Annotated in this window: 20 protein-coding genes; 6 read left to right on the plus strand and 14 right to left on the minus strand. The window is 33.0% G+C overall.

The window, feature by feature from the left end; genetic code table 11:
• Positions 1–2: 2 nt before the first annotated feature.
• The 6 genes from FGD67_RS03660 to FGD67_RS03685 form a co-directional block, all read right to left on the minus strand.
• Positions 3–428, minus strand: coding sequence for a hypothetical protein (locus FGD67_RS03660; RefSeq protein ID WP_257173752.1), 426 nt, complete (start codon positions 426–428; stop codon positions 3–5).
• Between the two features lie 322 nt (positions 429–750).
• On the minus strand, positions 751–2,736 hold the full coding sequence (locus tag FGD67_RS03665) for a M10 family metallopeptidase C-terminal domain-containing protein (protein ID WP_257173753.1): 1,986 nt from the start codon (positions 2,734–2,736) through the stop codon (positions 751–753).
• Positions 2,737–2,874: 138 nt separating this feature from the next.
• Complete coding sequence (locus FGD67_RS03670; protein WP_257173754.1) at positions 2,875–3,225, minus strand: hypothetical protein; 351 nt, start codon at positions 3,223–3,225, stop codon at positions 2,875–2,877.
• Between the two features lie 7 nt (positions 3,226–3,232).
• A complete protein-coding gene (locus FGD67_RS03675; RefSeq protein ID WP_257173755.1) occupies positions 3,233–3,610 on the minus strand; it encodes a hypothetical protein in 378 nt (125 codons plus the stop codon).
• 49 nt (positions 3,611–3,659) lie between these two features.
• A complete protein-coding gene (locus tag FGD67_RS03680; protein ID WP_257173756.1) occupies positions 3,660–4,481 on the minus strand; it encodes a hypothetical protein in 822 nt (273 codons plus the stop codon).
• Positions 4,482–4,541: 60 nt separating this feature from the next.
• Positions 4,542–4,958 carry a hypothetical protein gene (locus tag FGD67_RS03685; protein WP_257173757.1) on the minus strand — a complete coding sequence of 139 codons (417 nt, stop codon included), beginning with the start codon at positions 4,956–4,958 and terminating at the stop codon, positions 4,542–4,544.
• Positions 4,959–5,106: 148 nt separating this feature from the next.
• Here FGD67_RS03685 and FGD67_RS03690 point away from each other — a divergent pair, with 148 nt between their 5' ends.
• Positions 5,107–5,361, plus strand: coding sequence for a helix-turn-helix domain-containing protein (locus FGD67_RS03690; RefSeq protein ID WP_257173758.1), 255 nt, complete (start codon positions 5,107–5,109; stop codon positions 5,359–5,361).
• Positions 5,362–5,742: 381 nt separating this feature from the next.
• Here the strand turns inward: FGD67_RS03690 and FGD67_RS03695 are convergent, their stop codons facing one another.
• Both FGD67_RS03695 and FGD67_RS03700 read right to left on the minus strand, forming a co-directional pair.
• Entirely contained in the window at positions 5,743–7,650 is a 1,908-nt protein-coding gene (locus tag FGD67_RS03695; RefSeq protein ID WP_257173759.1) for a UvrD-helicase domain-containing protein, read from the minus strand.
• Between the two features lie 2 nt (positions 7,651–7,652).
• A complete protein-coding gene (locus tag FGD67_RS03700; protein ID WP_257173760.1) occupies positions 7,653–9,527 on the minus strand; it encodes an ATP-dependent endonuclease in 1,875 nt (624 codons plus the stop codon).
• A 702-nt stretch (positions 9,528–10,229) separates the two neighbouring features.
• On the opposite strand from FGD67_RS03700, the gene istA reads away from it, so the two are divergent.
• Together istA and istB are read left to right on the plus strand one after the other, a co-directional pair.
• On the plus strand, positions 10,230–11,774 hold the full coding sequence (istA, locus tag FGD67_RS03705; RefSeq protein ID WP_257173761.1) for an IS21 family transposase: 1,545 nt from the start codon (positions 10,230–10,232) through the stop codon (positions 11,772–11,774).
• Between the two features lie 28 nt (positions 11,775–11,802).
• The gene (gene istB, locus FGD67_RS03710) at positions 11,803–12,567 is read left to right on the plus strand and encodes an IS21-like element ISShfr5 family helper ATPase IstB (RefSeq protein WP_257172029.1); all 765 of its coding nucleotides are present in this window, start codon (positions 11,803–11,805) and stop codon (positions 12,565–12,567) included.
• A 72-nt stretch (positions 12,568–12,639) separates the two neighbouring features.
• Here istB and FGD67_RS03715 read toward each other — a convergent pair whose 3' ends face one another.
• The 6 genes from FGD67_RS03715 to FGD67_RS03740 all read right to left on the minus strand — a co-directional run bounded on the left by FGD67_RS03715 (position 12,640) and on the right by FGD67_RS03740 (position 19,358).
• Positions 12,640–13,239 carry a hypothetical protein gene (locus FGD67_RS03715; protein WP_257173762.1) on the minus strand — a complete coding sequence of 200 codons (600 nt, stop codon included), beginning with the start codon at positions 13,237–13,239 and terminating at the stop codon, positions 12,640–12,642.
• Between the two features lie 209 nt (positions 13,240–13,448).
• A complete protein-coding gene (locus FGD67_RS03720; RefSeq protein WP_257173763.1) occupies positions 13,449–13,619 on the minus strand; it encodes a hypothetical protein in 171 nt (56 codons plus the stop codon).
• Positions 13,620–13,816: 197 nt separating this feature from the next.
• Positions 13,817–16,675, minus strand: a complete 2,859-nt coding sequence (locus tag FGD67_RS03725; protein WP_257173764.1) for a serine/threonine-protein kinase — start codon at positions 16,673–16,675, stop codon at positions 13,817–13,819.
• A 24-nt stretch (positions 16,676–16,699) separates the two neighbouring features.
• Positions 16,700–17,302 (minus strand): ECF-type sigma factor, encoded by a 603-nt coding sequence (locus FGD67_RS03730; protein ID WP_257173765.1) that lies wholly within the window; start codon positions 17,300–17,302, stop codon positions 16,700–16,702.
• Between the two features lie 190 nt (positions 17,303–17,492).
• Positions 17,493–18,452 (minus strand): hypothetical protein, encoded by a 960-nt coding sequence (locus tag FGD67_RS03735; protein WP_257173766.1) that lies wholly within the window; start codon positions 18,450–18,452, stop codon positions 17,493–17,495.
• A 348-nt stretch (positions 18,453–18,800) separates the two neighbouring features.
• Positions 18,801–19,358: a hypothetical protein gene (locus FGD67_RS03740; protein ID WP_257173767.1), complete on the minus strand. Its 558-nt coding sequence runs from the start codon at positions 19,356–19,358 to the stop codon at positions 18,801–18,803.
• Between the two features lie 250 nt (positions 19,359–19,608).
• On the opposite strand from FGD67_RS03740, the gene FGD67_RS03745 reads away from it, so the two are divergent.
• The 3 genes from FGD67_RS03745 (at position 19,609) to FGD67_RS03755 (ending at position 22,399) form a co-directional block, all read left to right on the plus strand.
• Positions 19,609–20,145 carry a hypothetical protein gene (locus FGD67_RS03745; RefSeq protein WP_257173768.1) on the plus strand — a complete coding sequence of 179 codons (537 nt, stop codon included), beginning with the start codon at positions 19,609–19,611 and terminating at the stop codon, positions 20,143–20,145.
• Entirely contained in the window at positions 20,135–21,352 is a 1,218-nt protein-coding gene (locus tag FGD67_RS03750) for a relaxase/mobilization nuclease domain-containing protein (RefSeq protein WP_257173769.1), read from the plus strand. Before FGD67_RS03745 ends, FGD67_RS03750 begins: the two co-directional genes overlap by 11 nt.
• A 90-nt stretch (positions 21,353–21,442) precedes the next feature.
• On the plus strand, positions 21,443–22,399 hold the full coding sequence (locus FGD67_RS03755; protein ID WP_257173770.1) for a hypothetical protein: 957 nt from the start codon (positions 21,443–21,445) through the stop codon (positions 22,397–22,399).
• Positions 22,400–23,245 lie beyond the last annotated feature (846 nt).

Here is a 23,245-nt window from a genome sequence, read left to right on the forward strand (position 1 = left end):
CGCTAATCTGAAATAATTTCAAGGTAATTAATAGTCTGATCACATATGGACTCGATTTCACTTGCTTGCGCTAAATGTAATAACTCTACGTAATTATCCCCCTGATATTCATTCAAAGTGTCATTAACTAAATATATTCTCAGCCTATTTGAAACTGACCATTCAGTGAGATTGTAAACATTGATATCAGCTTTAACTTCTTCAAGAACGCTGTCTAAACATTCGCTTCCATTAGCGACCGATTCAATGCAGTCATATATGATTTTGTATATAAAGTCGTCAGGTAAGAGTTCGCCATGAACTTGTCGGATGAAGCTTTTGAGGTGAGTCAGTGGCTGGCAAATAATGATCTTTTTGCCATCTGCATTATTTTTTACTTCGAACTTTTCTAATAAATTTTTTGCCACCATATTTTTTTTGTTAATCATTAATATTTTCCTTTTGTTTGATTAAAAGGAAGCCTATTTTTACAACTTTTATAACCTCTATTAAATAAATTAATGCTTTGTATATTGTCAGTAAATTAGTCTTCGTAAAAAGAAGAGTACATCTAAAAAGCAATCTGTCTATAGAAAAACCAATAAATAATTAGTATTTTTCAATAAATATATAAAAGTAATTAAATTCTATATAATCATACAGATAATTGCTTTTAATTATATTTAAGACAATAAAAAAGGCACTTCTAAAATGAAGTGCCTTTAATTAAAAAATTATTTTAAATATGTTTTTTATATTTATTTTTTAAATTTATTTTTTAAATAATCTCAATCCTGCAACTAACAAGAGAAGATAACCAAAAGAGCCACCACCACTACTTTCTTTTTTAGGTGGTTCAACAACTGCTACATCTGTATTATTCACTGTAACAGTTCTTGTTTCACTTACTTCATCAATACCATCTGAAACAAATACTGTAACTGTTAATGTTGTTGTACTTGTAACGCTTGGAGCATTAAATGTAACAGTGTCACTATCATCACCAGTTAGTGTTACTGTTGCACCATCTACAGTCCAACGGTAGGTTAAAGCATCATTATCAGCGTCAGTTGCAGTAACTGTTAGTGTAACTGCTGTGCGTTCATCAACAGTTTGGTCTGCCGTAACATCTGTGATAACTGGTACAGTGTTAGGGATAACTACAACTGAGATAGAACTTGTTACTGTATTTACACTATCTGTAACTTCTAATTGTAAAGTAATTGTTTCTTGAGCATCAACACTTGGAGCAGTAAGGGTAACACTTAATGTATCAGCATTTGTTAAAGTAACATCTGTACCATCAAGTTGAGTCCAAGTATAAGTAAGAGCATCATTTTCAGCATCTACAGCCGTTGCTGTAATGGTTGTTTGTAATGTCTCTCTTACTGTAATAGTTTCTGCTAAGGTAACTACAGGAGCTTGATTAAGATTAACAACTTCTGCTGTACTAAGGTCTGAAAAGTCTGTAACAAAGTTTAAAAACTCAACATCTGTTAGTGTATCTTCATCGTCCGTATCAGCAATCGAAGTAACTACAACTGTATAAGCATCAATAAAATCAATAGTGTAATCAGCTTTAGTACCTGCAAACATTACTGTATCTGTGCCATCACCGCCATTCATTGTATTAGCTACTGAGTTAGCAATTAAAGTATCATCACCAGTACCACCCGTTGCATTTTCAATAACAGTGTTAATATCAATAGACAAACTGTTATGACTACGGTTTAAATGTTCGTGTGGATTATCACCACAACCAGTAGATGAACCATCATCACAAATTTCATAAAAACCTACATAGTTAGGAGCAATTGAACTAAATTTGCCACTACGCAAGTCAATAACATTATCTCTTTCGCTATTTTCAACACTAATAGTATCATTACCGCCAGCATCAGCAATTACTTGATGAAAACTATAAGTATCATCATATTCATAAAGAGTATCTTCTAATTTGTTATCTGCGTTTACACCATAAAGATTTTGTAAAGCGATAATGTCATAAATCTTAAAACCTGAAGACCTATATGTCTCAGAACTAACATTACCAATTTGGTAAGACATTACAGTATTAAATTGATGATTATCTTCATCATCAAGAGGAAAAGGTGCTGCATTACTACCAATTACATTAAATGGGTGAAACAATCCTAAAACATGACCAATTTCATGAGCAACAAACCATTTAGAACGAGAAATATCATGTTTATAATCAACATCATAAGTTTCATAGCGTACATAATTGGTTTCACGATCAGGGTTTAAATAACGTAAGTTATGGCTTTCACTAAAAGAGACTGCTTTATAGCCAGTATCACTAGGAGTTTGTGGAGGTAAAGATGCGCCATTACCTTCACCAGCACTAATTCTAAATACAAAATTGGTAATAGAAATATCAGTGGTTTCAATAAGAGTAATGTTAGTAAAGCTCATAACATCATCTAATTGTTCAACAATTGCATCTTTTTCATATTGATGAAAACTACGTTGAACATCACTTGGAGAAATATAACCAAGTTCTTCACCTGCAAAAGCATAATAAACGGTAACAGGAGTTCCTAAAGGACTTGCGTTATTCCAACGAGATAAGCCATAAGGAGCTAAAGCATCGGTGATATATTGAGTTTCAACTTCATTACCAAAATAATGAACTTGTGTGAAATCTTGAACAACATCTGCTGTTGCCATTGTTGCAAATGCCGATGTTGCCATGAGAGATATACATAGTGCAGAACGCATAACTTTTTTATACATTTTAAATCCTTTAAGTGGAAAGTCCCTATCATTATTGGAGAGTTTCCAGTCCAATATAGACAGCAATGATAAACGTAAAATGAATAATAATCATTTTTAATTTCAAACAATTACCATAAAAAACAAAGCTAAGTAAATTTAGTAATACTGTTCACCAACAACTTTTAAATCACCATCAATCTCTTTAACTTCATAACTATTGTGTTTTTTGAAGCTGACGACAAAACCACCACCTTCTAATGCTTCCGTGTTTTTTAAATCACAGTTAAGCATTTTTAATATGTTTTTCATTAGCGGATCCGCGCTTTCATGCATGGCCTTGTTCATTTCAAACATTTCATCGTTCATCAAGTCACTTAAGGTGTCTATATCGCTATTTTTATCGGCAATACACGCTTGTTGTGCTATTTCACTGGCTTCGTCTTTTGGGTCGCCACAAGCGCTTAATACTAAGATTGCTAAAACCGATAATATTATTATTTTTTTCATTATGAGCTTATCCTTCTACTGCTATTTGATACTGACCATCTACTTTAAATACTTTAATAGCATCGAATTTTTCAAAAATAATACGAGTCGAATCTATCTTTTTATAGGTTATTGATTCTGTATTTTTAACTTCACAATTTGCATCTTTTACATGTGCAGCAAACTTCTCTGGATACTTACTTGTCTTACTAACAAATCTTTTGTACGTTTTTTCAGGAAATAAAAACTGAAGCTGCTCTAATTCAATGTTTTTATATGCATTACACGCCAGTACAGCGATTTCTGTTGGTGACATTTTTGCAATATCCTCTTGGCTTTTAATACCACCACATGCCGTAAGAGATAACGTTATAGCAGCCAAACCAAGTGTTTTTATACATTTCATAAACCAGTCCTTTATTATATTTTTTCATTCGTTATAGATTATTTAAAAATCAAAAAATGATGAGATAAATTAGAACCACCATTACGCCAAATAATGCCATTTTTACTTGTTCACGTTTCAAGCTGGGTTGTTGTTTACAAATAATATCTGCACCTTTATCTAGCAGTGAATTAACTAAGGGTTTAACGATTTGATAAGCATATTTGATGAATGCTATAGCCTTTGTAATGGCTAAGCTAAATGTGCTTTTTAGTTTGGTTACAAATGAAGATGCTTTAGCACTATTAACTTCTGTATTATCTACAGTTGAGGTTGAATCACTTTCTTCAATTGGCTGACCTAGAATTGATGATTTAAATTGTTTGTTTTCTTTATAACGAGGAGAAAATATACACGCTGTAATACCAACAAAAGACAACGCTAATAAAAAACTAGCAGGTGAAACAAGATCCCTGCCCCGAATTGGCAATGCCCCAATCATTTCTTTAAATGAGCGAGCAAAGTGTTTCCATTCAAAATCACGTCCTCGTAATTCTCTAGCACTTTTTGCTAAATCATAGATATCGTAGAGTTGTGATAAAAACCAGCCTAAAACAAGTACTGTAAATAATAACGATATTACTCGGCCTGTAAAACGACTTATGCCAGTTAAATAAACCACAGCACCACTTGCAGCCAGAACTATTAGAAAGACTGGCTCAGCAAGGGTATAGAGGTTAAAAGTTTCTTTAGACCAGCCCCCTAAATTTGCTAAAGGTAAAAATGCGCCAATTAAAAATAGAATAAAAAAAGTAGCACCTAGTTTATTCATCACTTTAAAGTGATTCAAAGCATCGGCTCGGTTGTAATTAATCAGTTGTTGATTTTCCATATTTTCATCTATTCCTGTAATAAATCATTAATTTTTGAAAGGCGCTATTGAAGAAATTAATTAACAGCTTGGCGCTGAAATAAGTAGTTTAGGTTTTATCTTATCGGGCGTGTTTTTTGATGAAATACCAATAATGTTAACGGAAATTGAACGTCCACATAGTGTTTCAACGGCAAGAGAATAGGTATATCCATCATCGACATCACTTTTAATGGCAACGGTTTTTCCTGAAGATTTTATTTCTACCTTCATGTAAGTAGTATTTTTTGTATAGCTTAAAAACCTATCTTGTCCTGTTATATCAAGCACAGCCACTCCTCCATCTGGCACATACATATTAACCACATTTTTTTGTACTTGCTCAATCGTTGCGTTGTAAGAGCCTTGGAGCTGGACTACATCAGATACTGTTTTTGGTGTCTGAGCTAAAGTTAAGCCAGAACTAAGTAATAAAACGGGGATTAAAAGTTTAAGCATGTTCTCTCCATGAATAATAAAATAGTGTTTTTTAGTTGTTTTTATACAAACTTGTTATAAATAAACAACCTCCAACCTAGGGTTGGAGCGTTACTTTATAAATAAATTTAGTCTAGCTGTCAATAATAGACTGATTAAATTATAAAAAATGCAAAAAATTGATAGTGTTAAAGCTGATGAATTAATCTGTAAAAACCTAAAATCACTACGCTTGAAGCTAGGAAAAAGCCAACAATGCTTTGCTGATATTTTAGAAATTACTAACCAACAATATTCAAAATTCGAAACAGGTCAAAATAGCATTAATGCAAATCAGCTATTTCTTATTGCTCAAGAATATTCCGTTGATATGAATCAATTTTTTAATGAAAATTATTTTGATACAACAGAAAACAAAGATTAATTTATTATTGTTTTATCTAACTTTTTTTATAAATAATCATTTTTAGTCAACAAAGATATTTTATAAAAAGTGGAGCGATAGAGGAAGGTACGTATTTTAAATAAAAACCCGTAAAATCATTTAGATAATTTAATGGTATAGGTTATTAAGGTATGATTTATTATTAAAAGTGAGTGTATTTAATCTAACACTCACTTTTGTGGGATCGGATGATAAAGAAGTAATTTGTATTAACTCAGACTAGACCTAACAATTCAAAACCTCAGGGTTTACTCAATCTGACTGCCAGCATTAAGCTCAAAGCTGCCGATCGTATTAGATCTTCATATCAACTTTAAAGAATATTAAACAAATATGTAGTATGTAACAAACCATATAAAGTTATTCTTTATTTAAAACAATAACTTTATATCCATTCTCTCTAATTTGATCCAAATCTTGATCACTTAATTTGACTAGGCTATTGGCTGAGTTAGTAAAACTCCTGTGAATTGCGAAACATAGTAAGTGTGTAGGCCTCGTCATGCCCACATAAAGCACTTTTTTCTTTGCTATAGCGCTCTTTTGACGTTTTCCTTTTAAAAGTGGCAAAAGTTGATGTAAGTCGTAGGTTCTATTATATGTTTCCAAAATCAAAGTTGCAGTATGGGTTTCTCCTTTAGCTTTATGTATTTTTGAAAAATAAATATCTATAGGTGAACCGTCAACAATGAATGAAGTTTTATTTGGTTCTTCTTTAATTTTTGCTGGTCTATAATTTATAAGTAAGCTGGTTAGTAGAGTTTTCTCGTACTTAAAATTTAAGAATTTAGCAAGAGATTGAATTGATTTTTCAAGGTATAGATTAAGATCTGTCTCATAGGGCAATTCTTCAAATATATTAAGAGAGTTTAGTTTGAGTTCATCGTGAAGCACTTTACTATTGAGCTTAATGTAGTGTATTAATGTCCTTACGGAAAAAGCCTTATCTTCATTCTTTATCCCTATTTCATCAACGTATTGAACTAGCAAGTTCCAATAAATATTATTAATAAAGCAAGGCGTAACTTCACAGTGACTATTGGAAAGTATATATCTAAGATTGTCTCCACCGACTAATTCAGGAGGTTTTACGGTATGTGAATCAACATAGCTCGGTATTGTATGACGATCATTAACTTTTCCTATATTTCCAACCGCTTTGAATATAGGGTTATCTTCCAAATGTAAGTTGTGACTCTTAATTAACTCTGCAAATTTAGGTAAGACTTCATCAATATCTTCATCATCGAATACTATGACTACAGGATCAATTTCTACTTTGCTATAGCTAATAAGTTTATGGTCTGTTATTGAAAAACTGCTGGCGACCTTACATATTTTTGGCGATAATCTCTTTGTGTTTGGTATATTAATATGATCATCATCGACATCCCATGTCAATACATCTGAACTTTCAAAATTGAATATAGATTGGTCGTTATCACCAATTCTTTGAATGATAGAGTCCGAGTTTTCAAAAATCATTCTCAACAGTTCAAATTGTTTATTATCTGTATCTTGTGTCTCATCAACAAAAACATATTTGAATCTTGCACTAATGACACTCGCTATCTCAGGAACTTCTTCTAAGTATGATTTTCCAAATTCATAGCAATGATTATATGTCAAATAACCTCTTGAGATTATTTCATTTACAACTTGATTTTTAAGGTAAGATTTCATTTGGGCATAAAATGGCTTTTTGCTGTAAACCATTATTTTTTCCCTTCCTCCAGATAGCTTTAACGAAATTTTGGTGTCATGTATCTCCAAGTTATCAAGAAATTTCTCAACATTTTTAAACTTATTCTCTTGGCATCGCTCTAATAAAATCCTTCCTATCCAATGAGAGGTCATTAAAGAAACTAACTTTTCATGAAATATTTCAGAATCTATTGTTTTCGGTTTTTTACCGAAAAGTTTTACATACATTGGGATTGCCAAGTATTTATTCACAAAAGATTGAAATGTACCTACATGATTGGGATATCCTAAAAGTTTACTCCCATTAAGTCCGAGCTTATGTTTGATCTCATCAACAGCAACATTGGTGTGAGTCAGAACTAAAATTCCACTTTTATTCGGAAATGGCATTTTGCAAGCAAGTATATCCAGCTTAGCTACCAGAGAAGTAGTTTTGCCTGCGCCAGGACAAGCCTGTATATCTTTTGTAACAGCACATTTGATAAACGCCTTACTTCCGTCATCAAACTTTAAGGATAGTTTTTTCTCTACATCTAAAATATCTTGATCTGTTATCAAGTTCATACTTATTTGCCCGTCACATTCTTAATAGCATCTACAAGATAGGAAAGGTTTTCATCTGCTTCTACGCCATCAAAGTCAGCGTCAATGATCAAATCTGCGAAAACTTGAGCTACTACAGCTTTTGATAACTGCTTGTCGAGCATGGTTTTCTTATAGATATTGTAAGCTATTTCATCATCGCTTAATTCATCTTTCCACATTTTAAATTCGACTTTCGCATCTTCAATGAATATCACCTTTTCATCTTCTTGATATACATAGTCCTTTGACTTTGTTTTATGGCAAATATAAACAGCTTGGTGGAATAACTCACTCAAGCAACTTTTAGCAATGCTATATTCAAGAGTCCAATGAGGTGCAACAAAAGTAGTTACTGGTGCTTCAAATTTATTTCGAATGTCTTGAGCTGTCATTATTCTTTTAGCTTCAATTTCTTCTGGGGTCATATCTACTTTAATATTCTTACCTTCTCCATCTTTAATATTCCCCCCTTCTGCGTCTTTTTTATTTTTGGTTTGTTTATCTTCATGAATAGACGGTTTTACATCTACATCTGTTATCAATGAAATATCGAGATTTAACTTTTTGTCATCCTTTCTCAAGAAGATATTTGAATAGCGTAAAAATGCTGTACTACCAACGTTTACGATAGAAACACCATGTTGTGAAAGGTCACGACCTAGTTTTTTTGCAAAAGAAGGCAAAAGAATGTTTTCTGCATCTCCTTCGACTAGAATCACTCCATTAGCAAAAAACAAATTAGACTTAGTTGAATCAAGGAAACGTTCAAGAAATAGATAGTCTCCTTCCCTCAGCATCGTGTACTCTTTGCCCATTGGATAAAGGTTCCCTCCCTTGCACAAGATTATACTTTTCAATTTGACTTTAGACGCCAAGCTAGTGCTATGTGTTGTGAGTATGAATTGAATTTGACTATCATCACTAATTTTTTGGATAGCTTCAATTAATCTGATTTGTGTTTGTGGATGTAAATGAGCTTCAATTTCTTCGATTAGTCCCAATTTCAAACCTTGATAGGTGCTCTTTTTTAGTAGTAATAGCTCTGCGGCTATGTACAACAGGTTATGTGAACCAAGACCATGGTTGTTGTTCTCAGATAGAGGCTGATTGAATAGTTTGAGAGATAGTTTCTCTAAAACAGATTTTAGGGAGCTATCACTTACATTAAACCTTGAATTTAGTTTGTTGTTTTCAAGGGAGAAACCATCAAGATATGTGTTTATATCTTCAAGTAAGTCTTTCCCTTTATGTGTTGTAAAAAACTTCTCGATGGCCTTATTAGTTAAGGACATTATTCGAAGTAATCTATTGTTCTCTTCATCCTCGAAAATATCATGGTTATAAAGTATTTGAGATAGGCGAGAGCCTTTCTTAGGTGTTAGTTCGCTCTCAGCATCACGAAGTGGTTTTAAGTATGTTGCTCTTAGCAAATCACGAGCTTCGCCATGAATTGTAGACCCTTCATCGTCACTACCCGCTTTAAAATCGTAAAAGACCCTACCATTTTTTCTTGAAGCTGAAATCCATACATTTAAAAAATATTTTTTGTCATTATCTGTACCAAGCCACTCAATAAAGTGCTTTGCTTCGTGTTTATCAAATCCCTTAAATGTACACTCAATGCGAAATTCTGTGGTTCGTTGGGATTCACCTTTACTTGATTCTAAGTAAAAGTCCTCTAGGCAAGGTCTGAAATACTCATAACTTTGAGTGTTTAACACATATTTAATCGCATCAACGATCGCCGTCTTGCCTGAATCATTTTCACCGACTAATAAATTTAAACCAGAATTGAACTCAACCTCTAGTTTTTCATATCTTCTAAAGTTATCTAATTTTAAACTATGTAAAAACATTTCATTCCTTTATTAATAAACCTTATAAATAACAACGACGTATATAATAAAGTCATCTCTGTTGAGTCATTAGGTTAAAGCAACTCCAATTTATATTCACTTAGTTATGCAAAATGACATAACAGTATCGGTTTAAAACCCATGTAGTTGACCAATGCATTAACTATTCACTTTATTGAGTAACCAGACTAGCTGTATCATGACTGATTGAAGTTATTTTGTAGCTTTTGAGTTGACCTGACCTGCTTGTTATTTTATGCACGACACAATATAAATCTATCCATTCATCATCAAAATTATTTCGTGTATATGCACTTAAACTCGCAATTATTAATTGTAGTGAATAGTCACCCTTTGCCGATGGCTGTAGCTCGAAGGAAATGGGACGCCCCTCTTCAGCCGAATATATTCGCCCCTTAAAAGTGTTACTGTTGTAACTAGAAATCCTACCTTTTATGATACAAGGTGCTGTATTCATGAATACTGCATATTCTCATGCATCGCGATCACCTAATACCATCTAAGCCGATCACTTAATACTATCCATCGCGATCACTCAATACCATCGATGCAGATCACTTTTTGGTCAAAATGGTATTGAGTGATCGGCTTGAATGGTATCGTTCAATTTATACTCATTTTTGTCTATCCAGTAGGTGTTTCTAACCGTTATTCTTTTCATTTTTGATGATGAGAATAACCATGCCAACGGCACCTATTTCAATGCGTAAACTTAAAGAGATTTTAAGACTAAAATACGACTGTAAACTCAGTCATCGAAAGATAGCAAACAGCTTATCTATTTCACCTTCAATTGTTTCTAAATATGCCTGTAAATCAGCAGAGTTAGGTATCACTTGCTGGCCGCTTGATGAAAAATGGGATGATCATTCTCTGCAACGAGCATTCTTCAAAACAAAGCCCCGACTAAAAGGCTTTAGTATTCCTGACTGGTTGTTAGTTCAGCAGGAGCTGCGACCCAAAACCATGACGCTATTGCTGCTTTGGCAAGAATACAAAGAGCGACACGAGGAAGGATTTTACAGTTACACCCACTTCTGCCGACAGTACAAGGCATGGCTTAAATGTCAAAAACCGTCCATGCGACAAAACCATAAAGCAGGTGAAAAACTGTTTGTTGATTACTGCGGCCCAACTATGAATATTGTTGATGCTAGTACAGGTGAATACCGTACAGCTCAAGTGTTTGTCGCAGTTATGGGCGCATCTAATTATACGTATGCGGAGGCAACGTATAGCCAAAAGCTAGAAGATTGGGTGATGAGTCATGCTCGCTGTTTTGAGTTTCTTGGTGGTGTGCCAGAGCTGGTAATCCCTGACAACTTAAAAAGTGCGGTAACTAAACCTTGTCGATATGAGCCTGATTTAAATCCAACCTACCAACAATTGGCGACACATTATGATACGGTCATTGTGCCTGCTAGACCTTATAAGCCCAAGGATAAAGCCAAAGCAGAAGTGGGTGTGCAAATTGTCGAACGCTGGATAATGGCACGGCTTCGCAATGAAAGCTTCTTTAGCTTGCGCCAATTAAACCTAAAGATACAAAAACTGCTTGTCGACTTAAACCAGCGGAAAATGAAGAAGCACCCTGGTTCAAGGCTCAGTCAGTTTGAATCCATTGATAAACCTGCTCTCAAACCACTACCCACACAGGCTTACAGTTACACCTTAGTCAAACAAGTAAGCGTGCATATTGATTATCATGTCGAAGTTGAAAAACACTACTACTCAGTACCTCATACCTTGATCAAACAAAAGCTTGAAGCCCATGCCACAGGTCAACTGGTGACACTTTACCATCAGGGTGTTCAAGTAGCCGTTCACCCAAGATCACACCGAGAAGGTGCACACACCACGCTTGATCTACATATGCCAATAGCTCATCAAAAGCAGCAGCAATGGTCACCACAACGGTTCGAACGTTGGGCAGCTAAGTTCGGTGGTTCAACGGAGCAGTTTGTTATGCAATTGATGCAAGCTAAAAAGCATCCAGAGCAAAGCTACCGTGCTTGTATGGGGTTATTAAGCCTAGGTAAGAAGTTTACTGACCAACGTCTTGAAGCAGCCTGTCATCGCGCATTAGCCACAGGTGTTACTCGCGTAAAACAAGTAAAAAACATTTTAGAAAAGGGCTTGGATAAGCAACCCTTGCCACAAGCTCAAGGTGATTTACTACAAGATATTGATCATAAAAATATCCGCGGCAACAACTATTACCATTAATCAAAACTAACAAACCAAAGGAAATCTTATGCAAAATATCAATCAACAAGTCAATAACCAGTTAAGTAACTTAAAGCTAAGCGGTATACGTGATGCACTATTGCAGCAATATGAGCAACCCAATCTCTACGTTGAACAAAGCTTCGAAGAGCGACTAAGCTTATTGCTTGACCATGAAATAACTCAGCGTGATCAGCGTAAAATTGACCGCCTAACTCGACAAGCAAAGTTCAGAGTTGGCGGTACGCTTGCTCAACTCAACTATGGCGCAGCACGACAACTAGATAAAACTCAGATCCGTTCATTAGCACAAGGTGAATGGCTACGCCTTCACCAAAACATTTTGATCACGGGAGCAACGGGGTGTGGCAAAACTTACCTCGCTTGTGCTCTTGGTCAAAACCACTGCCAACAAGGGAGTAGCGTTTATTATTTTAGGCTTAAAGAGCTATTAGAAAAGATGTTCTTAGCGCAAGCCGATGGTAGTTATCGAAAACTGATCAACAAGCTTAGCTCTGCCAATTTACTGATCCTAGATGATTGGGGATTAGAGCCATTAACAGCTCAACAACGCAGTGATTTACTGGAATTAATTGATGCGAGATATGACACAAAATCGACCTTAATTGCCAGCCAATTACCGATAGAAAATTGGTATGAAATGATCGGAGAATCGACACATGCTGATGCGATCCTAGATCGGCTTGTTCACGGAGCAATAAAGTTGGAATTAAAAGGCGAATCGATGCGAAAAAAACTAAATTCCTTGACTGATGGCGATCACTCAAGTTAGATTTTACTAAGGTCTACTGGCAGACAAAAAAGTGATCGGCTTGAATAGTATTGACCGATCGGCTTCATGATATTACGCAAATACTTCATCAATATAGTTATACGAATCGATCGAAAAATTAGCATTAATAGGTTTGATACTATTACCAAGTTTGGCTGTAATTGAAGCTGATGTTGCTGATTCTGTTTTAAATATTGGTCTATGAATTTCTTTAATTGCCGTAGAACATTTTTCTATTAAAGAGTCGGCTTGATGTTGCTTTATGATTGGTATATTTAAATTGTTAACTTGATTTTCTTCATACAACTTACCTAAGGACTTATTAAAATCCACATGAAACCCCAAGCTTTCGGAAACGACATAATCATACAAAGAAAAGACAACGTGACCTAATACAGTATTTTGTGGGATAGTTGTAGCAAAGTAAGCTCCTGTAAGTACAACACCAGCCTTTATTTTCCAGCTTCCTTCTTCCGCTGGTGACGCTAATATTTTGGCATTCTTTAATGCAGGAGCTTGGGTAATTATTTTATTATTAAGAACGAGGTGTGTTGTCAGTGCTAAGGTTCTTTGAAAACCAATCAATGCTTGCGATACATCGTAAAGATCTATTTCATGATTATTTGCATCATTTCCATTGTAAGAAAGAGTTAATTCTAACATTTCACTCATATACCTAGTTCCTTCTAATAAGCTAAATCACGAACGATTACACTATAATGTACTGATTAAAAAATGTAGTAAATAGAAATGAGTAAATAAGACATAAGTTTAATAATGACTGACGGCTATGGTGGCGTTGTTGCCAGTCATTGGATGAATTGTTGGATAGGTAAAACCTGTGTTTTATGAAATGTTCATTGTATGGCTTAAAAATGATGTTAGTCGCTTTTAAGAATATTATTATGAAGGCCACTAAATAAATTCAACTCTACAGATAGATTCCAATCATTCAGCAGTTGAGAGAATTCTTCTAATTCATTATCGGTAGCCATTTCTTGAAGAGCTTTTTCTGAGAGGTGGTTTAAACGATCAAATTCATCCTGATTCATAGTAAAACATTCCTTGTTTATTTGTATTTAAACTATGGTTCAAAACTTTAGACAATACAAATTATATAAGAAAAACCATTACTTGTGATTCTAGAAAGCAATGGTGGCTTTTGCGACTGTCAGGTTTCATTCCAACTTATAGATCCAAAGTGACAGTTCAAGTTTTAGCTACTACAAGCAATTACTACTATAAGCAATTACAGTGAATAAATCTGATTTATAACATTTTCGTCTTCTACAATATCTTCCCACTTTGTTGCATTAGGGCAAGTATCAAATGGCTCTATACCAAGCTCTTTTTTGAAGCGTCTGATTTCTTTTAATCCCGAATGGTCATAAGGCCACATTTTACAAAACTTAGAAATATCAATTGATATAGCTTCTCTTGCCTCATCATCACGCCCTTCGGCATGCATTACATGAGAATTATAAAGTCTTTGCACAATGCCGTATTTACGAGAAAGTTCAACAACTACTTTATTATATTCATCTAAAAAAATGCGCGCTTTTTCAACTTCATCAATACCCAGATGATACATAACAAAATTAGCCATCAATGCCATTTTCCAAGTACCTTTAAATTTATCTTTAGCTGCATAAAGTTCTTCAAATGACTCTTTTGCTTGATCTGTCATCTTAGCTGTTCGGTAATATTTCAACATTGTGCCTTTGGCTTCTAATGTCCAAAAGCTGTCTTCTCCATATAGCGCAACCGCATCATCAACAGCCTTTTTACAGTTATTTTCTACTTTACCGACTCCTTTACTAACGAGGAAATAACAAAGCTCAGAGTTGTAATGAGAAGATGTTGATAAGTCATTATTTTTTTCTGCGAGTTTTATTATTTTGTAGTGGTTGTTATAAACTAAGTCATAACGACTAAAGTCATGCACAAAGTATGAAAAAACTTGATATAAAGGAATAGAATCCGCTGATGCTAATGGGATGCGATCAGATAAAACCTGAATTAAGCTATACGCTTTTTCATACTGAGAGTTGTCTATATAAGTATTGAGATCTTGTATGCCTTTATCAATTTGAAACAAAGGCACTAACGCTTCTAATTTAATGTCTTTAAAATGCTCAATTAAACTGTTTATTGCTTTATTTTCACGAGCTGAGAGACGGTTAATAACAGTTAACGCAAGTGCTGTTACTACGGGGTGATTTTTATCTAGCAAGACTTCCATATCATCTAGACCTTTCATCACATTAGCCTCAAATAAACTAAAGTCTGACGGTTCATCATGTGCGTTTTGAATGGTATCCCACATAATCAACTGCCTCACCCAATAACGGATCGGAATATCCTTAATATGTTTTTGAGCAAATGTTAATGTTTGTTCTGATGATTTAATAGCCACCATAAACTCACCTTTTGCAGTCAATTCATACGTATCAAACATTTGTATATTAAGTTGCTGAATGGTGGTTTTTGCAGATAAAAATGGTTTGATGTCACGGTAAACCTTAAGAGCATATTTGACTAAATAAGGATCAAGTGTTCTCATTTCCCAATCCAATAATTCAATTAACCTTGGATCATTTTTATCCTCAAGCTCTTTTATCTGCTCTACTAAAGCAATGACATTTAGTTTAGCTTGGTCAAATTTTTGATATAAAACGCCCACTTCTACCAGCATTTTTCTCGCTAAAACATGCTCTATTTTATAATCACTCTTACCTTGAGTAAGTTGGTATAGGTTATTAGCATATACCTTATATGCATCATAATTACCGATTGCTTTAGATGCATCAGCCAGTGATTTGGTTAATCTAACAGCCTGTTTTTCTGGTAATAATTTAATATTTATACTTTGTGCAACATCCACTAATGATTGCTGACGTTCTGTTTCTGTTGAAAGTTTCACATCCACTTGCTTGAGCATGTTTTCAGCAAGCTTTAAATTAGCATCAGCTAAAATAGCCTGTTTTTGTGTCTCCACGGATGAGCTATAAACTTTAACGCCACTCAAGGTAATTGCTGTAAAAATAGCAGCAGAAGCAGCTATAGCAACTTTATTGCGTTTAAACCACAACTTAAAGTTGTGTAATTTATTTTCATAAGCTTGGGTCGGTTTATTCTGTATAAATAAAATAATGTCTTGTTTAAACTGGGCGACTGTTTCATATCTTTGCGCCACATTTTCACAAGTCGCTTTTTTAATGATAGCTTTAATTGATTCAGGCAGTTTTTTATCGGTGTAATCCTCCTCTATTAATAAATTTGGATCTTGCTCTGTCATGATAAATTTTAACACCTGACCTAGACTAAAAACATCCGAAGCAGTGGTAACTTTACCGCCTGATTTTTGTTCAGGGCTGGCATAGGCAAAAGATAAAGCTTTTAAATATGCTTGATTAATAGGGTTTGTACCATCATCAATTAAACGTGCAATACCGAAGTCAACTAACGATGGTTCACCTTCTTTATCAACCAGAATGTTTTGAGGTTTAATATCTCGGTGTATAATTTGGTTTGCATGAGCATGACTTACAGCATCTAATAATTTAATAAACAGTTTTAATTTTAAATTATCATCAAGAGAGTGCTGTTTGATATAGTGATTTAATGACAAGCCATCTAAATAACGCATTACAATATAAACCGCACCTTGATCAGTTTTTCCTGCATCAAATATAGGCACGATATTGGGATGGTTTAGTTGAGCTAAGCTTTGCGCTTCATGATTTAAGTATTGCTCTGAGGTTTGTTGAAATAACTCTTTAGGAATAACCTTAATAGCAACTTGTTGCTCAAACTCACCATCAACACGACTAGCTAAAAATACGCAACCCATGCCTCCCTGACCAATCAATGATGTAATTTCATATTTGCCAATGTTCTGGCCTATAAAGTTATCACCATTTACCAAATCATTACTCAGTGACATACCATCTGAAAATAATGCCGTAAAATCGAATGCTTGATTAGATAACATAGACTCTAATGCTTTTCGGATAGTTTTATCAGAAATATTATTATCTAAATATTTTTTTTGCTCATCTGAAGTCAGTGAAATTAATTCACTAAAGTATTGATATAGGTTATTCATTTATTATTATTCTTATTCTTATTCTTATTTTGAAAGTTTATTGGATAGTTGGCTTTTAACAAACAGTAAATCTTTTTCAACCGTGGATGCTGAAACTTGCTGAATATCGGTTATTTCAGCATGAGGCACCGCACAAACGTATTTAAGTAAAAAAGTTCTGACTTGTCTGCTATGTGATTTAGCTAGAAATTTCAATTCAGAATCGAGTTCAATTAAGCGTTCCAATTGAATCACTTCTTTCTCTTCAATTTGATGAGATGAATCTGTTTTTTGATAGTTATTCTGTCTTTTTCCAGCAAGCAACTTACGAGAATGGTCAATTAAAATAGAATATATTGATTGGCTAAAATGACTATAAAAGGCTTGTCGGGATGGGTGGTCAATTTCTTTACTTTGACTTATTTTTATATAAGCATCATGGACAAGCGAAGTTGTATTCGCGGCAACATCCATTAAAGAAAATTGCTCTTCCCCGTGCTTTTCCACTACTTTATTTTTTACTTTACGAGCTAGTTCTTTAAACTTTTGGTATGAAAATAAATAAAGTTGCTCTTGAGCATGTTTATCACCCTCTGACCATTTTACTATTAAGCTTGTAACATCAGGGTTATTACTGATTGAATCCATTCGATTGTGTCCTTTTGAATTCACTACTTAAGTGAATTCTTTGTTATACATTTTATTGTACACCTAAAATAAAATATTAAAATCAGTAAGTTGTTAATAATTAAACCTAGATATTTTCTGCCTGAATAATTTCTTTTGCTCTTTTGTATTCAATTCTTTGCATGAAAGCATGCCCTGCTTCTCAATTAATCTAATTATTCTTTGGATCAAATGGGAAATCATCATCTTGAGCCGATTTCGATTTTTTGAACTTAACTTGCTTAATTTGTTTTATATTTGATTTTAGCTTGTGAATATCTATATCTTGAACAATATCGGGATAATACTCCGTTTGTAGCATTCTGTAGTGGCCAAGTTTTGCATAGTAATGAAAATCAGCAATCATTCCATTACTTTTCAAGATGTTTAATGCCTCTTTTATATATCCACGTTTTTTCGAATCTTTAAGCGGTATTTTTCTCTCTTCTGGTTTTGCATTTCTCTTACCTGCTACAGTCCTATAGTGATAACCTAAAACCATTGAGAGACGCTCAAAAGTAAAATCTATATACCCTTTAGATTGAGTTACTAGAAACTTATATAGTGCCTTTGCTCCCTCAGTATCTATTTCGGTTAATTGCTGGATGTTCATAAATTTTACTTCAGATTCTTTTATCGACTCTAGATTATATAAATCTAAAATTAATTGCGTAAAATGAACAGTTAACGACTTATTTTTAAAATCTAAATCAGAGTTAATAATTAATGTTCCCTCAACCACTTTTTTAGATATTTGGTTCATATATGAAATTTTGGTATTTTCTAATCGAGCTAAGCTACCATAAATTTTTTTAAAATTAGCATCTCGATTACCTGCACCTGAAACACCGATAGAGTCAACAATTATGCTTAAAGGTATAGTTGTGATTATAGGATTATCAACTTCATCAATCACGTTATTGATATACTGAGCGATTAAAATTGCAAACAGTGGATAATCAACACTACAATTTAGGTAACAACCTTCTATAAGAACCTTGTAAACTGTGTCGGAATATTCTCTTTTTCTAAGTAACGATTGGTTGTTTTTGACCACGGGTTCAAAAATACAAGTTCTATTGAACACATTATGCATGGGTAAATTTTTTAAAGTGGTCGTTTTATATAACATTTCCATCTACATATGATATGAATTTAGCAAAGGAAAACAGTGTAATGTAATTTTCGTAGGAAGAAAACGCTTAAACATGTTATTTTCGTAGGGAACCAATTTAAGTAAAAAAGACTGAACATTTAGGTTTTATACTACTTATTAACACACGAAAGTCTTTTAAGATTAAGACCGTAAGCTAAAAATTTATTTTTTTAAAGATTATTGGTTTTCGTTAATAATAATTAGCACTACGTAGAAAACAAAAAACACACTTAATGATCTCTCCTTTATTTCTGTATTTTTTGTTTTATGATTAACAACGTTACTGATTAAATATGGTTATTGCTAATATACATTTTCTATAAATTATTTTTTCTTATACTTTTTACCAATTCGCTTAAACTCATAACTTTTAGACTTCGAGTTGTACCATATAAATGTTGGATGGTTCGGTGCTAATCTTTCCATTAATACTTGATGTTCAGACTCAATTGCTGCTAGATCCATTGCTTCAAGTTGTAATTGTTCAAATTTTCTTTTCAAATCTACATGTAAATTAAAAATATTATCTTTAACTCTTTTTCTCATTTTTGGAGACATAAACTTTTTTAATCTTTTAAAAAGATCAGTTAATCTATTTATTTTAGCTGATAATTTTTTCGTTTCAGCACCTTCTATACAAAACCGAACTATCTGTCTTTTTATCTTAAGCAATAAACATTCAAAACGTGATTGTTGATCGTGGGATAACTCACCACGCTCATAAAGCTCTTCGCAAATTTCAGAATAATCCTGTGTCATAACATAAATAAATCTGTCAATTATTCGGTTCTGTAAGTTGTATCTCTGCGTTAATTTTTCAAATGCCTGTACTGCTTCTTCATCTGAAACAGTAAAGGCTCTTATTTGTTTTTGTATATTCATAAGTACCATCCTTAGTTACTTATCACTCTTGCAAAAAATTAAAAAACTGCAATAGCTAATAGATCTTAAAAAATAAAAAGCGATAAGCTGCTGGATTATTTTTTATTAATTTGAATTAATTTTTTATTAGGATATGTTTTTAGTAAAGGCAAGAGTAAACAATGGCACACGTATCGGCTTCGCCTGTGTGCCATTTCTTGATGAGGATAGTCCTCATGCTCCTTTAAGAATTACGAAAAGGATTTTCGAAATGAAGAAATACAAATATCAGATAAAAACAGCAAAATACAACAGCAAGAATAGTGAAATACTGTGTGAATTGAGCTTTAAAGCTCAAGACAAATCAGAATACAAAAAAATAAAAAGTTTTATTGCCACAACTTTTTTGAACCAGATAAAAAGATCAAAACAGCATTTAGTCCCCGATACAAAAACACAGCGATTGACGATGCGTTTTTCTGAGGATATGCATTTATTCATAACCTCTTTAAAACATGCTTCTGGACTTAATTATAATGATTTATTCGAAATATTAATGCGTAAAGCAAAGATCATTATTACAGAACCAGACCCTGTAATGGCAGTTCTGGAACAGCAAAGGCTAAGTGAAATAAACAAACTCAGAGCAGAATTAGCAGCAACATTTAAAAATATGAATCAAATAGCCAAACACATAAATACAGTAGCAATTGACGATTATAAAGATTTTGACCCGAATGAGATTAATGCCACATTACTAAGTATTGATTGTGCCTTATGTGATATTAGAGGTGTTTATGATCGCTAAATTTTGCTCAGCAAAGGCTAAACCTACAGTCATGGCAAACTACCTGTTAAATGACCGTTTAGATGATCATACCGCTCAATGTATTTATGGTGATAAAAATGTTTGGCTCAATAAAATGCGTGGATTTAAAGCTAATCACCCGTATTTATCATTTGTTTATGCTTTTTCTGGTATTGATTCTGAAAAACTGACACCTGAAATAGAACAAAATGTTATTCAGCAGTTTTTAGATGTTTATTGTCCAGAAATTCCAAAGCCATTTCTCAATATTTTAGCGGTGAAACATGAGGATAAGGGGAATAATGAAATTCATATTTTATTATCAAATATGCGGTATGACAGTAACAAAATGGTTAGATTCAGTCCATCTCATAAAGGGGAATATTTAAAAAAGTTACAGCTATTACAAAAGAAAATTAATAACCAGCATGGTTTTGAAAACCCAAATGATATCAAACAAACCAATACCATCATTGATACATTTAAAATGCTAAAAACCAGTAAAGAAAGATTAAGTTGCCTTACAACTTTGATAGAAGAAAAGGTTGCTGATAATCAAATTGGTTCAAGGGATGAAATTATAAAACATCTCAACCAGCTTGGCTTTAATGTTAATCGCATTGGTAAGAACTACATTTCGATTAAAAACGATGAGATGCGCGTATCAGTAAGATTAAAAGGGGTTTTCTATGGAGAGGACTCAATAAATGAAATGATCCGTTACAGGCACAATTTGAAGTCTTCTAAGACTGGTTCAGGTTTTTCACTTGATGATGAAAAGGAACTGACGAGAATAGTAGATAAGCATGCCCAAAAACTGAAACAGTCATTTTTAAAATATCAGAACAGTACTAAAGCATTAAATAAACAAAATGATATTCAACGTCAAAAAAATACTAAAGCACAAAATATAAAAATAAAATCAAGGAAGAAAAACAATGGAAAATTTAGTAACGCAATTAACAAAATATCAAGAGCAATTAAAAATATTGCACGATTTGCAAAAGATCATTTCAAGCAATCAGATGCTAATAAACAAACGAAACTCACAGATAGACGAATTACTAAAGCAAAATCAGAAACTTCAAAACTGCTTGCAAGATTCTTTAATTCACAACCAGCACCTTATACAACAACTACAGGAGTCATCATAGAAACGAATAAAATAAACAAAAATGAGTCACATACCAAAATAAATAAAAATTAATTCAGTTTTACTATTGAAAAATAATTTTCTTATGTAATTGTGTAGGTATAGGTTAAAAGTATATAACCTACTATTATATAAGGTAAAATAATGAAACCCACAAACTACGCATCTCAATTAAGAGGACACAATAAGAAATATCAACAAGACACTATTTCAATACTTAAGACGGATTTTAAGTTAATAGTCAATAAAGAGAGTAATCCCATACCGTCACTTTATAAGCTATTTTTTAGGTCAATCGCACTTATTCATATTGAGCTTGAAGAGGAAGCAATTGAAATAAAAACTGATAATGATGAACAGTACAATAAATATGTTTATCACCTTTCTTCTGACGATCATCAAAAAAATTTCAATATTGTGAAACTAATAAAACTCCAGAAAATGATCCATGATTTTGCAGTTTCTTATACTGAAGATTTAGATCAGGGAGATGAAAAAACACGCTTGAAAAAACCAGAATTTAGATCGTTAAAACCAATTCAGATCCTTGAATCATTCCAGCCTGACACACAAATATATATAAATAAAGGTAGAGCGAAAAGCGTAAGAAAGCTTGGCCTTACTTCATACACAGAAATGATAAAATACTCTAAAGACATTGAAATTCAAGGTAAAGATCGAATTCATAACTGTGATACTCATTTCGATAAAATTCAATTAATTTCAGATTTTGTTAAATCTCACCGTAATTTTATAAAAACAATGCACGAACTTAATGCTATTGATCCACAAAACAGTCTATTAAAACACTTCAGAATAATCCTAGAGTCTCACTCATACCGTGTACGCTACATTGATTCAACTAATAATGAGAGCACCTCAAATATCTGCAATGGCGTTATTTTATTAGATAGTCCAGTAACAGCGATAGAACCAAACAAACCAGCAAGAAAAAGAAGGAATGATACGAAAGTCAATTTACCCGTTTATTTAACCAAGGTCTTTGTATCTGGGACTTGTTCTGACGAGAATATTCATTTTTGTTTAAGTGATGTTGAAGATTTATCAATAAGGGATAAATTAGAAAATATTATTTATTAAGAAATAACAAACGGAGTTAATTTAGTCGGTTAACCTGACACAAAAAAATAATGCGTCTAGCTATTCGCCAGTGATGAATCTGAACTTACCAGAATAACCAACAAGCACTCAGAAAAACTACAACAGGGTTATGTAAAGCATAAAGCTTGTTTAAAAGCATTAATTAATAATAAACAGACTCAGTTTCTTAGTGATGATAAGCCGATTAAAAAATAATAAAGGGAGAAAATCGTATGGACACATTAATAAAACAATTGAGCAACTTACAAAACCTGCAACAGATCATTTTCAAAAATCAACAATTAATCGTGTTGCGAGATCAGTAGCTAGAAGAATTGCTTGAACGATATTTTAAGTCAAATAAATTAGATATAAATCCCAAAAGTACAATAAACATACGCAATATTCCAAAATATAATTAATTTTCAGTACATTCAATTGGTCACTTTATAAACAACCCAATAGTAATTAGATAATGCAAACATTAATTTCAAAATAAAACATACAAAAGTGTAACAAAATATTTCAAACTTGCATAAATAATAAAAAAAACATCAAAAACAAACTAATAAAACGTTCAATAATCAACATAAGGCGTTGTTAAAAAACATAAAAATAAATACCATTTTTTTTATTTAATTGTCAATCAATTTCTACCACTGAAATAAATAAAATGTCAATAAAAAAGTTGTAAAAGCCCCGTATTTAAAGATAAAAACCAACAAAATCAGTCGACTGTGATTTCATTTTTAAAAAAAACTCTGTTAAGATCTATATCGAATTAACTAAGGCTTCACTTTAAATAATTTCAGTAAAGTCTTTTTATAAACGTTTATAAAACAGGAA

The organism is Colwellia sp. M166 (assembly GCF_024585285.1).
Taxonomy (GTDB): domain Bacteria; phylum Pseudomonadota; class Gammaproteobacteria; order Enterobacterales; family Alteromonadaceae; genus Cognaticolwellia.